This window comes from Enterobacter quasihormaechei (assembly GCF_004331385.1).
Lineage (GTDB): Bacteria > Pseudomonadota > Gammaproteobacteria > Enterobacterales > Enterobacteriaceae > Enterobacter > Enterobacter quasihormaechei.
Genome location: NZ_SJON01000006.1, coordinates 82,003 through 94,935 on the forward strand (window position 1 = coordinate 82,003; position 12,933 = coordinate 94,935).

General features: G+C 55.0%; 12 protein-coding genes. 11 read left to right on the forward strand and 1 reads right to left on the reverse strand.

What is annotated here, in order from left to right; all coding sequences use genetic code 11:
• Nucleotides 1–265 precede the first annotated feature (265 nt).
• From araF to otsA, 5 genes are all read left to right on the forward strand, one after another.
• Nucleotides 266–1,255 carry an arabinose ABC transporter substrate-binding protein AraF gene (gene araF / locus E0L16_RS10400; protein WP_017384422.1) on the forward strand — a complete coding sequence of 330 codons (990 nt, stop codon included), beginning with the start codon at nt 266–268 and terminating at the stop codon, nt 1,253–1,255.
• 71 nt (nt 1,256–1,326) lie between these two features.
• Nucleotides 1,327–2,841, forward strand: coding sequence for an L-arabinose ABC transporter ATP-binding protein AraG (araG, locus tag E0L16_RS10405; protein WP_131636870.1), 1,515 nt, complete (start codon nt 1,327–1,329; stop codon nt 2,839–2,841).
• Nucleotides 2,842–2,855: 14 nt separating this feature from the next.
• The gene (gene araH / locus E0L16_RS10410) at nt 2,856–3,836 is read left to right on the forward strand and encodes an L-arabinose ABC transporter permease AraH (RefSeq protein WP_131636871.1); all 981 of its coding nucleotides are present in this window, start codon (nt 2,856–2,858) and stop codon (nt 3,834–3,836) included.
• Nucleotides 3,837–3,989: 153 nt separating this feature from the next.
• A complete protein-coding gene (gene otsB / locus E0L16_RS10415; RefSeq protein ID WP_107533281.1) occupies nt 3,990–4,793 on the forward strand; it encodes a trehalose-phosphatase in 804 nt (267 codons plus the stop codon).
• A complete protein-coding gene (otsA, locus tag E0L16_RS10420) occupies nt 4,768–6,192 on the forward strand; it encodes an alpha,alpha-trehalose-phosphate synthase (protein WP_063868442.1) in 1,425 nt (474 codons plus the stop codon). The genes otsB and otsA overlap by 26 nt, the downstream gene beginning before the upstream one ends.
• 15 nt (nt 6,193–6,207) lie before the next feature.
• Here the strand turns inward: otsA and uspC are convergent, their stop codons facing one another.
• A complete protein-coding gene (uspC, locus tag E0L16_RS10425; protein WP_063868443.1) occupies nt 6,208–6,636 on the reverse strand; it encodes a universal stress protein UspC in 429 nt (142 codons plus the stop codon).
• A gap of 797 nt (nt 6,637–7,433) precedes the next feature.
• Here uspC and flhD point away from each other — a divergent pair.
• From flhD to cheW, 6 genes are all read left to right on the forward strand, one after another.
• Nucleotides 7,434–7,784, forward strand: a complete 351-nt coding sequence (gene flhD, locus E0L16_RS10430; RefSeq protein WP_003859693.1) for a flagellar transcriptional regulator FlhD — start codon at nt 7,434–7,436, stop codon at nt 7,782–7,784.
• 2 nt (nt 7,785–7,786) lie between these two features.
• Nucleotides 7,787–8,365: a flagellar transcriptional regulator FlhC gene (gene flhC, locus E0L16_RS10435; protein WP_003859695.1), complete on the forward strand. Its 579-nt coding sequence runs from the start codon at nt 7,787–7,789 to the stop codon at nt 8,363–8,365.
• Nucleotides 8,366–8,488: 123 nt separating this feature from the next.
• Nucleotides 8,489–9,376 (forward strand): flagellar motor stator protein MotA, encoded by an 888-nt coding sequence (motA, locus tag E0L16_RS10440; protein WP_003859696.1) that lies wholly within the window; start codon nt 8,489–8,491, stop codon nt 9,374–9,376.
• Nucleotides 9,373–10,302, forward strand: coding sequence for a flagellar motor protein MotB (gene motB, locus E0L16_RS10445; protein WP_022648511.1), 930 nt, complete (start codon nt 9,373–9,375; stop codon nt 10,300–10,302). The genes motA and motB overlap by 4 nt, the downstream gene beginning before the upstream one ends.
• A 4-nt stretch (nt 10,303–10,306) precedes the next feature.
• The gene (cheA, locus tag E0L16_RS10450) at nt 10,307–12,316 is read left to right on the forward strand and encodes a chemotaxis protein CheA (RefSeq protein ID WP_063450138.1); all 2,010 of its coding nucleotides are present in this window, start codon (nt 10,307–10,309) and stop codon (nt 12,314–12,316) included.
• Nucleotides 12,317–12,335: 19 nt separating this feature from the next.
• The gene (cheW, locus tag E0L16_RS10455) at nt 12,336–12,839 is read left to right on the forward strand and encodes a chemotaxis protein CheW (RefSeq protein ID WP_003859699.1); all 504 of its coding nucleotides are present in this window, start codon (nt 12,336–12,338) and stop codon (nt 12,837–12,839) included.
• Nucleotides 12,840–12,933 lie beyond the last annotated feature (94 nt).

A 12,933-nucleotide genomic window follows, 5' to 3' on the forward strand; every position in this document is an offset into this window, starting at 1 on the left:
CTTATGGATAATTCTGCTTAATCCCTTCCCATTTGTAGGACAATTACGGCATTTTTTATGTCATTTTTCGCTGAATTTATGTACGCAATTACTGTAATTCTGCGGTGTGATGGCGCTCTCTTATGGATGATTAATTTCTCGCTAAAACTATCACCAGCAATAACGCTTATGACGAGGTAAGCGCTAATGCCTTGTTTTAAGTCCGATTAAATAAGCTGTTCGCCATTATTCCCTACAGATAAGAATACTTAAGCTGGAGTTTACCATGCACAAATTTACTAAAGCGCTGGCGGCCATCGGCCTGGCTGCCGTTATGTCACAATCCGCTATCGCTGAAAATTTAAAGCTCGGTTTTCTGGTCAAACAGCCTGAAGAACCGTGGTTCCAGACCGAATGGAAATTTGCTGATAAAGCCGGGAAAGATTTGGGATTTGAGGTGATTAAAATCGCCGTGCCTGACGGCGAGAAAACGCTGAACGCCATCGATAGCCTGGCGGCCAGCGGCGCAAAAGGTTTCGTTATCTGTACACCGGATCCAAAACTGGGTTCGGCTATAGCCGCGAAAGCGCGCGGTTACGATATGAAAGTCATTGCCGTTGACGACCAGTTCGTGAATGCCAAAGGCAAACCGATGGATACCGTTCCGCTGGTGATGATGGCGGCCACCAAAATCGGTGAGCGTCAGGGTCAGGAGCTCTATAAAGAGATGCAAAAACGCGGCTGGGATGTGAAAGAGACCGCCGTAATGGCCATTACCGCTGACGAGCTGGATACCGCCCGTCGTCGTACCACGGGCTCCATGGACGCGCTGAAGGCGGCCGGCTTCCCGGAAAAACAGATCTACAAAGTGCCGACCAAATCCAACGATATCCCGGGCGCCTTTGATGCGGCGAACTCCATGCTCGTCCAGCACCCGGAGGTGAAACACTGGCTGGTGGTGGGCATGAACGACAACACCGTGCTGGGCGGGGTGCGTGCAACGGAAGGTCAGGGCTTTAAGGCACCGGACGTAATTGGGATCGGCATTAACGGCGTTGACGCCGTGAGCGAACTGTCTAAAGCGCAGGCGACCGGCTTCTACGGCTCCCTGCTGCCAAGCCCGGATGTCCACGGCTATAAATCCAGTGAAATGCTCTACAACTGGGTGACCAAAGGGGTTGAGCCGCCGAAATTCACCGAAGTGACCGACGTGGTACTGATCACCCGCGATAACTTCAAAGAGGAGCTGGCGAAAAAAGGACTGGGCGGTAAGTAATACGCTGTGATTGCGCCCCTTACACGCCGTGAGGGGCCAGACGTACACACTACAGGAATCACGGAGTCGTTATGCAACAGTCTGATCCGTATCTCTCTTTCCGCGGCATCGGGAAAACGTTCCCCGGCGTAAACGCGCTGACCGATATCAGCTTCGACTGCTATGCCGGCCAGGTTCACGCCCTGATGGGGGAGAACGGCGCGGGAAAATCCACGCTGCTAAAAATCCTCAGCGGCAACTACACGCCCACTACCGGTACGCTGGCCATTCGCGGCGAAGAGGTGGCCTTTGCCGACACCACGGCCGCGCTAAACGCGGGTGTCGCCATCATCTATCAGGAGCTGCATCTTATTCCTGAGATGACCGTGGCGGAGAATATCTATCTGGGCCAGCTTCCGCATAAAAGCGGCGTGGTCAACCGCTCGCTGCTCAACTATGAAGCGGGCTTGCAGCTGAAGCACCTTGGGCTGGATGTCGATCCGCAAACGCCCCTTAAGTATCTCTCCATCGGCCAGTGGCAGATGGTGGAAATTGCCAAAGCGCTGGCGCGTAACGCCAAAATCATCGCTTTCGATGAGCCAACCAGCTCGCTCTCCGCGCGCGAAATAGAAAACCTCTTTCGCGTGATCCGCGAGCTGCGCAAAGAGGGCCGCATCATTCTGTACGTTTCTCACCGTATGGAAGAGATTTTCGCCTTAAGCGATGCCATCACCGTGTTTAAGGATGGCCGCTACGTACGCACCTTTACTGATATGAAGCAGGTCAATCATGACCAGCTGGTGCAGGCGATGGTCGGACGCGATTTGGGTGATATCTACCACTGGAAACCACGGGAATACGGCCCGGAGCGTCTGCGTCTGGATAGCGTTAAAGCCCCCGGCGTTCGCACGCCCATCTCACTCTCGGTGCGCAGCGGCGAAATCGTCGGGCTGTTTGGCCTGGTGGGGGCAGGGCGCAGCGAGCTGATGAAAGGGCTGTTTGGCGGTACGCGCATCACCCAGGGCCAGGTCTTCGTCGACGGGAAAAAGGTGGATATTCAGAAGCCTGCCCAGGCGATTAATGCGGGCATCATGCTCTGCCCGGAGGATCGAAAGGCCGAAGGCATCATTCCGGTACATTCGGTGCGCGACAACATCAACATCTCTGCCCGGCGCAAGTTCATCCGTGCGGGATGCCTGATTAACGATGGCTGGGAGGCGAGCAACGCGGATCACCATATCCGTTCGCTGAACATCAAAACCCCCGGCGCTGAACAGCTGATCATGAATCTGTCCGGCGGCAACCAGCAGAAAGCGATTCTTGGCCGCTGGCTGTCGGAAGACATGAAGGTCATTTTGCTCGACGAGCCGACGCGCGGCATCGACGTCGGGGCGAAACACGAAATTTATAACGTCATCTATGAGCTGGCAAAACGCGGCGTGGCGGTGCTGTTCGCCTCCAGCGATCTGCCCGAAGTGCTCGGCGTTGCCGACCGTATCGTTGTGATGCGCGAAGGCGAAATTGCCGGTGAATTGTTGCATGAACAGGCGAATGAACAACAGGCGTTGAGTCTCGCCATGCCTAAAGTTAGCCAGGCTGTCGCCTGAGTAAGGAGTTAATGATGTCCTCTGTTACTACATCCGGAGCGCCGAAGTCGGCCTTCAGCGTTGGCCGCATCTGGGACCAGTACGGCATGCTGGTGGTTTTTGCCGCCCTGTTCGTTGCGTGCGCGATTTTTGTGCCAAACTTCGCGACCTTCATCAACATGAAGGGGCTGGGGCTGGCGATCTCCATGTCCGGCATTGTGGCCTGCGGAATGCTGTTCTGTCTGGCCTCCGGCGATTTTGACCTGTCGGTCGCCTCGGTGATTGCCTGTGCCGGCGTCACCACCGCCGTGGTCATTAACATGACCGAAAGCCTGTGGATCGGCGTATTTGCCGGGCTGATGCTCGGCGTGCTGAGCGGCCTGGTGAACGGCTTCGTGATTGCGCGCCTGAAGATTAACGCCCTGATCACGACGCTGGCGACCATGCAAATCGTGCGCGGTCTGGCCTATATCATCTCTGACGGTAAGGCGGTGGGGATTGAAGACGAGCGCTTCTTCACGCTGGGCTATGCCAACTGGCTGGGCCTGCCCGCGCCTATCTGGCTGACGGTCGCCTGTCTGATCCTGTTCGGTTTCCTGCTTAACCGCACCACCTTTGGCCGTAATACCCTGGCAATTGGCGGTAACGAGGAAGCGGCGCGCCTGGCGGGTGTGCCGGTTGTGCGCACCAAGATCATTATCTTCGTGCTCTCCGGGCTGGTATCGGCGGCGGCGGGGATTATTCTTGCGTCGCGCATGACCAGCGGCCAGCCAATGACCTCTATCGGCTATGAGCTGATTGTCATTTCAGCCTGCGTTTTGGGGGGCGTTTCCCTCAAGGGCGGCATCGGAAAAATCTCATATGTGGTGGCGGGGATCCTGATTCTGGGGACCGTGGAGAACGCCATGAACCTGCTTAATATTTCTCCGTTCTCTCAGTACGTCGTGCGCGGCCTGATCCTGCTGGCAGCGGTGATATTCGACCGTTACAAGCAAAAAGCGAAGCGTACCGTCTGATTTATTTTTAGCCACCAATATGCTCAACTATTAACCATAGTTGACCCCCTGACCGGCCCGCCAGTTTTGCTGACGGGCCGGTTGCTAAATGGCGAGCAGCGTCACACTGTCTATACTTACATGGCTGTTTTGCTAACCGTAAGGAGGATTAGGGTGGCTGACTTGTTAACCGCACCGCCTGTACTGCCCGGAAAATTTGCTTTCTTTTTTGACCTCGACGGGACGCTCGCCGGGATTGAGCCGCATCCTGATGACGTCGTTGTACCGGATACGGTGTTAGAGAATTTGCAGCAGCTCTCACGACAAAACGAGGGGGCACTGGCATTGATTTCAGGGCGCTCAATGGCCGAGCTGGACGTGCTCGCCAGTCCTTATCACTTTCCGCTGGCCGGTGTACACGGAGCGGAGCGCCGCGATATCCATGATCAACTGCACATAGTTTCACTCCCCGATACGCTGATTCAGGCGCTGCATGCGCAACTCTCTTCGGCACTGGAACTGCTTCCTGGTACGGAACTGGAAGCCAAAGGCATGGCCTTTGCGCTGCACTACCGTCAGGCACCCCACCATGAGTCAGCGATCTTTGCGCTGGCAAGAAGCGTGGCGGACGCCCATCCGGAGCTGGCCTTACAGCCGGGTAAATGTGTGGTTGAGATTAAACCGGCAGGCATTAATAAAGGCGCTGCCATTGCAGCGTTTATGGCGGAAGCACCGTTCAAAGGGCGTACGCCTGTATTTTTTGGGGATGACCTGACCGATGAGGCCGGGTTCAGCGTGGTAAACCAGGCCGAGGGCATGTCTGTCAAGGTCGGGCCTGGTGAAACCGTTGCCGGATGGCGTCTGGAAAATGTCGCCAGCGTCTGGCAGTGGATATCTGACGTCGCTAACCAGCAACAACAACAAATAGCGCAAAACAACGGGAGAAATCATTATGGGTCGCTTAGTCGTCGTCTCTAATCGCATCGCACCGCCGGATGATAAAAAAGCCAGTGCCGGTGGACTGGCGGTCGGGGTATTAGGTGCCCTCAAAGCCGCGGGTGGTCTCTGGTTTGGCTGGAGCGGTGAAATCAGTAATGATGAAAAACCGCTAAACAAGGTGTCGCGGGGCAATATCACGTGGGCCTCTTTCGCCCTCAGCGAAAAGGACTACGATGAATATTATTCCGAGTTCTCGAACGCCGTGCTGTGGCCTGCGTTCCACTATCGTCTGGACCTGGTGAAGTTCCAGCGTGAATCGTATGAAGGCTATATGCGTGTCAACGCGCTGCTGGCAGATAAACTGCTGCCGCTCATCGAAGAAGACGATATTTTATGGATCCACGATTATCACCTGCTGCCCTTCGCCAGGGAGCTACGTAAACGTGGCGTGAAAAACCGCATCGGCTTCTTTCTGCATATTCCTTTCCCGACTCCGGAGATTTTTACGGCGCTGCCGCAACATGAAGAGATCCTGGAGGCGCTGTCCGATTACGACCTGCTCGGGTTCCAGACGGAAAACGACAGGCTGGCTTTCCTCGACAGCGTGTCGGGTAAAACGCGGCTGGTCACTCACGGCGGAAAATCTCACACCGCGTGGGGGCGAAATTTCCATACCGAAGTCTACCCTATTGGTATTGAGCCTGACGAAATCGCCGAGCAGGCCTCCGGCCCGCTGCCGCCGAAGCTTGCGCAGCTTAAGAACGAACTTAAGCACGTTAAGAACATCTTCTCGGTCGAGCGTCTGGACTACTCCAAAGGGTTGCCGGAACGATTCCTTGCTTACGAAACCCTGCTGGATAAATTCCCGCAGCATCACGGCAAGATCCGCTATACCCAGATAGCCCCAACCTCGCGCGGTGAGGTTCAGGCCTATCAGGATATTCGTCACCAGCTGGAGACCGAAGCAGGGCGCATCAACGGACGCTACGGTCAGCTCGGCTGGACACCGCTTTTCTATCTGAATCAGCACTTTGAGCGCAAAATCCTGATGAAGGTGTTCCGCTATGCTGACGTCGGCCTGGTCACGCCGCTGCGCGACGGGATGAATCTGGTGGCAAAAGAGTATGTTGCAGCACAAGATCCTGCTGACCCTGGGGTGCTGGTGCTGTCACAATTTGCCGGTGCGGCAAACGAGTTAACCTCAGCGTTGATTGTGAACCCTTACGATCGCGATGACGTGGCCAATGCCCTGAACCGTGCGTTAACCATGCCGCTTGCGGAGCGTATTTCGCGTCATTCGGAAATGATGGAGACCATCGTTAAGAATGATATCGACCGCTGGCAGGCGCGTTTTATTGACGATTTGCGCGCGATCCAGCCGCAGAGTCAGGAAGGTGACCTGCAAAAAAAGATCGCGACATTCCCTAAACTCGCCTGATTTTCTCCGGGGGCATTAATTGCCCCCGAGAGGCACCAGCAGTACATCAACACGGCTTGATGAAACAATGGATTTTGCCGAGCAAGCCGCACGAGAAAAAAAGCTCTGGTTATGATTCCCGCAAATCACCAGGTCAATATTCTCTTTCTGGCACATGTCGAGAATATGCGCGCTTAATTCACCCGTCGCGATGACGGTCTGATGAATCGGATAGTCTGCCTTCTGTGCCAGCTCTCGCAGAAATTGCTGCGTTTCCTCCTGCAACACCTCACGAATATCCTCCAGCATCGGCGCAGCCAGCTGATTATACATTTCGGGTTCGGCGGCCAGCGTGATCAGGCTGATGCGGGCGTTTGCGGGGCGGGCGATGGACACGGCTCGGGCGACAAGCTGATGGCTTTCGGGAGAAACAGCAACGGAAACAAGCAGATGGGAGTAACTCATCACGCACTCCTTTGATGTCAGAATGACAAGTTTCCCCAGCTTTACCGCGAAACTGACGTTACTGCAAGGGGTGAATGCGTCATTAGTGTGAAGCTTATCATAATTATTCATTAATTATTCTTATAAGAAGAATAACTGAAAAGTTGGGCTAAATGAAAATAATTAACAACTTAACGTAAATCACACATTTAAGCTTCCGGGCGGTTTACCCGGCTTAACGCAACGTCAACCCGACGAAGATCGTTACGCAACGAAACTGTTTCTTTGGTTGCCAACGTTAACTTGCTGTTTTTACTTTATTAATTAAATGTCGTTTCAGCGTGACGTTTTCCCCATAGCAGGTTATCGCGAATTTGCCCTGTTCTCGCCTTTCCCAGGCCCAATTTTCCCGTCCGGATGCATGAGTATTCGTTGCTTAAGAATATAAACAAGCTTCGGTTGGATGAAAAACACCCAAATTACAAGTCACGCTGATGGATTTATGGGTTACATTCGCGTAAATTATGTGACGTAGATCACATTTTTTTTAAATTCCAGGGGGGGCTGCATTGTATGTGTCAAAACTGACGAGTAGAGTTTGCGTCGAATTAGGAAAAATCTTAGTTATTTGTAAGAAAAGATAAAATGTGTAACCGACATTTTGGCCATGTTAGCCGGTCACGCGCTTTACGACGTACAAACCTAAATTCAACTATGCATTTGGCCTTTTCTTTTTTATACCGGGTGATTTCCCGGCGACATCACGGGGTGCGGTCTTTCCGCATAAAAATAATAGTTGGTTATTCGGGATGGGAAAAATGCATACATCCGAGTTGCTAAAACATATTTACGACATCAATTTGTCGTATTTATTGCTCGCGCAGCGTTTGATTAGTCAGGACAAACCGTCAGCGATGTTTCGTCTGGGTGTTAACGAAGAGATGGCAACCATGCTGGGTGGATTAACGCTTCCGCAAATGGTCAAGCTGGCGGAAACTAACCAACTTGTCTGCCAGTTCCGTTTTGATAACCCCCAGACCATTACGCGTCTGACTCAGGAATCCCGCGTGGACGATCTGCAACAGATCCACACCGGTATTCTTCTCTCCACCCGCCTGCTCAACGAAATCAGCCAGCCTGATGACGTAGCCCGGAAGAAAAGGGCTTAACAATGAGCGAAAAAAGCATTGTTCAGGAAGCCCGTGACATACAGCTGGCGATGGAGCTGATCACGCTGGGCGCGCGTTTACAGATGCTGGAAAGCGAGACGCAGCTGAGCCGTGGACGTTTGATCAAGCTGTACAAAGAGTTACGTGGAAGCCCGCCGCCGAAAGGCATGCTGCCGTTTTCAACGGACTGGTTCATGACCTGGGAACAGAATATCCACGCTTCCATGTTCTGCAACGCCTGGCAGTACCTGCTTAAAACGGGCTTATGCAGCGGCGTTGACGCCGTGATCAAAGCCTACAAACTTTACCTTGAGCAATGCCCGCAGCAGGAAGAGGGTCCTCTGCTGGCGCTGACGCGCGCCTGGACGCTGGTGCGTTTTGTTGAAAGCGGAATGCTTGAATTGTCGCGCTGCAACTGCTGTGACGGCAATTTTATTACCCACGCGCACCAGCCTGCGGGCAGCTTCGCCTGTAGTTTGTGCCAGCCTCCATCCCGAGCCGTAAAAAGACGTAAACTTTCCCGGGATGCTGCCGATATTATTCCACAACTGCTGGATGAACAGATCGAACACGCTGTTTAACCCGAACCTGTGGGCAAGATTCCAGCAGCGGTAAGCCATTACCGCTGCTTTTTTTTACCCTGCGTTCCGGTCATGCGCTCGAGATGAACGTCCTGCCATAGTCACTAGCGGAAGGATGATGTCGTGCTTATCTTATTAGGTTACCTGGTAGTTCTCGGTACAGTTTTCGGCGGTTACATGATGACCGGCGGGCACCTTGGAGCACTCTATCAACCGGCTGAACTTGTCATCATCGGCGGTGCAGGGGTAGGGGCTTTTATCGTTGGGAACAACGGTAAATCGATCAAGGGCACGCTGAAGGCGATTCCGCTGCTGTTTCGTCGTTCGAAATACACCAAAAGCATGTATATGGATCTGCTGGCGCTGCTCTATCGTCTGATGGCGAAGTCACGTCAGCAGGGGATGTTCTCGCTGGAGCGGGACATCGAAAACCCGAAAGAGAGCGAAATTTTCGCCAGCTACCCGCGTATTCTGGCCGATGCGATGATGCTCGATTTTATCGTCGATTACCTGCGCCTGATCATCAGCGGCAACATGAATACCTTCGAAATTGAAGCCCTGATGGACGAAGAGATCGAAACCCACGAGAGCGAATCTGAAGTGCCGGCCAACAGTCTGGCGCTGGTGGGCGACTCGCTTCCGGCCTTCGGGATCGTGGCGGCGGTTATGGGCGTTGTTCATGCCCTGGCCTCGGCGGATCGCCCGGCGGCAGAGCTGGGGGCGCTGATTGCCCACGCGATGGTGGGAACCTTCCTCGGTATTTTACTGGCCTACGGTTTTATCTCCCCGCTGGCGAGCGTGCTGCGCCAGAAGAGCGCCGAAACCACCAAAATGATGCAGTGCGTGAAAATTACGCTGCTCTCAAACCTCAACGGCTATGCGCCACCGATCGCCGTCGAATTTGGTCGTAAAACGCTCTACTCCAGCGAACGTCCGTCGTTTATCGAACTGGAAGAGCACGTGCGTGCGGTGAAAAACCCTAACCAACAGACGACCACCGAGGACGCATGAAAAACCAGTCCCACCCGATCGTCATCGTAAAAAAGCGCAAGCATAAGGGGCACGGGCACGGTTCTCACGGCTCCTGGAAAATCGCCTACGCCGACTTTATGACCGCCATGATGGCCTTCTTCCTGGTGATGTGGCTGATCTCCATCTCCAGCCCGAAAGAGCTTATTCAGATTGCGGAATATTTCAGAACGCCGCTGGCGACGGCGGTCACCGGCGGGCCGCGTATTTCGAACAGCGACAGCCCGATCCCCGGCGGCGGTGACGATTACACCCAGCAGCAGGGCGAAGTCAAAAAACAGCCTAACATCGACGAACTGAAAAAACGGATGGAGCAGGCGCGCCTGAAAAAACTGCGCGGCGACCTGGATCAGCTGATTGAAGCGGACCCCAAACTGCGCGCGCTGCGTCCGCATCTGAAGATCGACCTGGTACAGGAAGGGCTGCGCATTCAGATCATCGATAGCCAGAACCGGCCGATGTTCAAAACCGGCAGCGCCGACGTGGAACCCTATATGCGCGATATTCTGCGCGCGATTGCACCGGTGCTGAACGGCATTCCTAACCGCGTGAGCCTGTCCGGTCACACGGATGATTTCCCGTACGCCACGGGCGAGAAGGGGTACAGCAACTGGGAGCTTTCTGCCGATCGCGCCAACGCCTCGCGACGCGAGCTGGTGGCGGGTGGGCTTGATGATGGCAAGGTCCTGCGCGTGGTCGGCATGGCTGCAACCATGCGCCTTACCGACCGCGGACCGGATGACGCCATCAACCGTCGTATCAGTCTTTTAGTGCTGAACCAGCAGGCGGAGCAGGCCATCCTGCACGAAAACGCCGAAAGTCAGAATGAGTCACTGGACGATTTAAAACAGCCTGGGGCCGTCCCTTCGGCTGCCGTTCCAACATCGCCACCAGCCAATCCGAGGTGATAGCGTGAGCATGGATATTACCGATTTTTACCAGACATTTTTTGATGAAGCCGACGAACTGTTGGCCGATATGGAGCAACATTTGCTGGATCTGGTGCCCGAAGCACCGGATTCAGAACAGCTCAATGCCATCTTCCGTGCGGCGCACTCCATTAAAGGCGGAGCCGGCACGTTTGGATTTACCATTTTGCAGGAAACGACCCATTTAATGGAAAACCTGCTGGATGAAGCACGACGCGGTGAGATGCAGCTCAATACCGACATTATCAACCTGTTTTTGGAAACGAAAGATATTATGCAGGAACAGCTCGACGCCTATAAAAGTTCGGCAGAGCCTGATGCCGCCAGCTTTGAATACATCTGCAACGCGCTGCGTCAGCTCGCGCTGGAAGCCAAAGGTGAGGCGTCTGCGCCCGTTGTCCCTGCGGCAAAACTGAGCGTTGTTGACGCCGTTGCTGAGCCAGATACGGCTCCTGAAGCGCCCGCAGGGAAACTGCGCGTGGTGCTGTCACGCCTGAAAGAGAGCGAGGTCAACCTGCTGGAAGAGGAGCTGGGTAATCTGGCGACGCTCAGCAACGTGGTGAAGGGCAAAGACAGCCTGGCCGCGACCCTCGACGACGGTATCGGCCAGGACGACATTGTGGCGGTGCTGTGCTTCGTTATTGAAGCGGATCAGATTGCTTTTGAAACCGACGCTGCGGCGGTTGAAGCGCCCGCTGCGGAAGAAAAGGCCCCTGCGGTGGTCCCTGCTGCCCCTGCGCTGAAGGCCGTGCCTAAAGAGACGGCATCGCCGGCGCGCGGTGAAAAACCGGCGGCGCGTTCCAGCGAGTCCACGAGCATTCGCGTGGCGGTAGAAAAAGTGGATCAGCTGATCAACCTGGTCGGTGAACTGGTCATCACCCAGTCGATGCTGGCCCAGCGCTCCAACGAGCTGGACCCGGTGACCCACGGGGATCTCATCACCAGCATGGGTCAGTTACAACGTAACGCCCGCGATTTGCAGGAATCGGTGATGTCCATCCGCATGATGCCGATGGAATATGTCTTCAGCCGCTTCCCGCGCCTGGTGCGCGACCTGGCCGGCAAGCTCAACAAGCAAATCGAACTCACGCTGATGGGCAGCTCTACCGAGCTGGACAAAAGCCTGATCGAACGCATTATCGACCCGTTAACGCACCTGGTGCGTAACAGCCTCGACCACGGCATCGAGTTGCCGGAAAACCGCGTGGCCGCCGGGAAATCGCCGGTTGGCAACCTGATCCTCTCTGCGGAACATCAGGGCGGCAACATCTGCATCGAAGTGACCGATGACGGCGCGGGCCTGAACCGCGAGCGTATCCTGGCGAAGGCGATTTCGCAGGGGATGGCGGTCAACGAAAACATGACCGATGAAGAAGTGGGCATGCTGATTTTTGCCCCGGGCTTCTCAACCGCAGAGCAGGTCACCGATGTTTCCGGCCGTGGCGTGGGCATGGACGTGGTGAAACGTAACATTCAGGAGATGGGCGGTCACGTTGAGATCCAGTCTAAGCAGGGCGCGGGCACCACGATTCGTATCCTGCTGCCGCTGACGCTGGCCATTCTTGACGGTATGTCCGTTAAAGTGGCGGACGAAGTCTTTATTCTGCCGCTGAACGCGGTGATGGAATCCCTCCAGCCGCGTGAAGAAGATCTCCATCCGCTGGCGGGCGGCGAGCGCGTGCTTGAAGTGCGCGGTGAATACCTGCCGCTGGTGGAGCTGTGGAAAGTGTTCGAAGTGGACGGGGCAAAAACCGAGGCGACGCAGGGTATCGTTGTGATCCTGCAAAGCGCCGGACGCCGCTACGCGCTGCTGGTCGATCAGCTGATTGGTCAGCATCAGGTGGTGGTTAAGAACCTGGAAAGTAACTACCGCAAAGTGCCGGGGATCTCTGCTGCCACCATCCTGGGTGATGGTAGCGTCGCGCTGATCGTCGATGTATCGGCACTTCAGGGATTAAATCGTGAACAACGTGTGGCGAACACAGCCGCCTGATTAAGTAAAAGGTAATAACATGACCGGTATGAGTAACGTAACGAAACTGGCGGGCGAGCCATCTGGGCAGGAATTCCTGGTTTTCACTTTAGGGGATGAAGAGTACGGGATCGACATTCTGAAAGTGCAGGAAATTCGCGGTTACGATCAGGTAACGCGCATTGCGAACACGCCTGCGTTTATCAAGGGTGTGACCAACCTGCGCGGTGTGATTGTGCCTATCGTGGATCTGCGCGTGAAGTTCAGTCAGGGCGACGTGGAGTACAACGACAATACGGTGGTGATTGTCCTGAATCTGGGGCAGCGCGTGGTAGGGATCGTCGTGGACGGCGTGTCTGACGTGCTGTCGCTGACCGCCGATCAAATCCGTCCTGCGCCGGAGTTTGCGGTCACGCTGTCGACGGAATACCTGACGGGTCTGGGTGCGCTCGGTGAGCGTATGCTGATTCTGGTCAATATTGAGAAGCTGCTCAACAGTGAAGAGATGGCGCTGCTGGATATCGCGGCGAATCACGTGGCATAAAATTAAAGCCGGGCGGCGGCGTCGCCTTACCCGGCCTACACATGGCTCGAACACGGAGGCCGGGTAAGCGTCAGCGCCACCCGGCTCTTTTGTA

Coding starts and splice junctions, on each gene's coding strand:
- araF (WP_017384422.1), top strand. CDS start 266: ATGCACAAATTTACTAAAGCGCTGGCGGCCATCGGCCTGGCTGCCGTT.
- araG (WP_131636870.1), top strand. CDS start 1,327: ATGCAACAGTCTGATCCGTATCTCTCTTTCCGCGGCATCGGGAAAACG.
- araH (WP_131636871.1), top strand. CDS start 2,856: ATGTCCTCTGTTACTACATCCGGAGCGCCGAAGTCGGCCTTCAGCGTT.
- otsA (WP_063868442.1), top strand. CDS start 4,768: ATGGGTCGCTTAGTCGTCGTCTCTAATCGCATCGCACCGCCGGATGAT.
- uspC (WP_063868443.1), bottom strand. CDS start 6,636: ATGAGTTACTCCCATCTGCTTGTTTCCGTTGCTGTTTCTCCCGAAAGC.
- flhD (WP_003859693.1), top strand. CDS start 7,434: ATGCATACATCCGAGTTGCTAAAACATATTTACGACATCAATTTGTCG.
- flhC (WP_003859695.1), top strand. CDS start 7,787: ATGAGCGAAAAAAGCATTGTTCAGGAAGCCCGTGACATACAGCTGGCG.
- motB (WP_022648511.1), top strand. CDS start 9,373: ATGAAAAACCAGTCCCACCCGATCGTCATCGTAAAAAAGCGCAAGCAT.
- cheW (WP_003859699.1), top strand. CDS start 12,336: ATGACCGGTATGAGTAACGTAACGAAACTGGCGGGCGAGCCATCTGGG.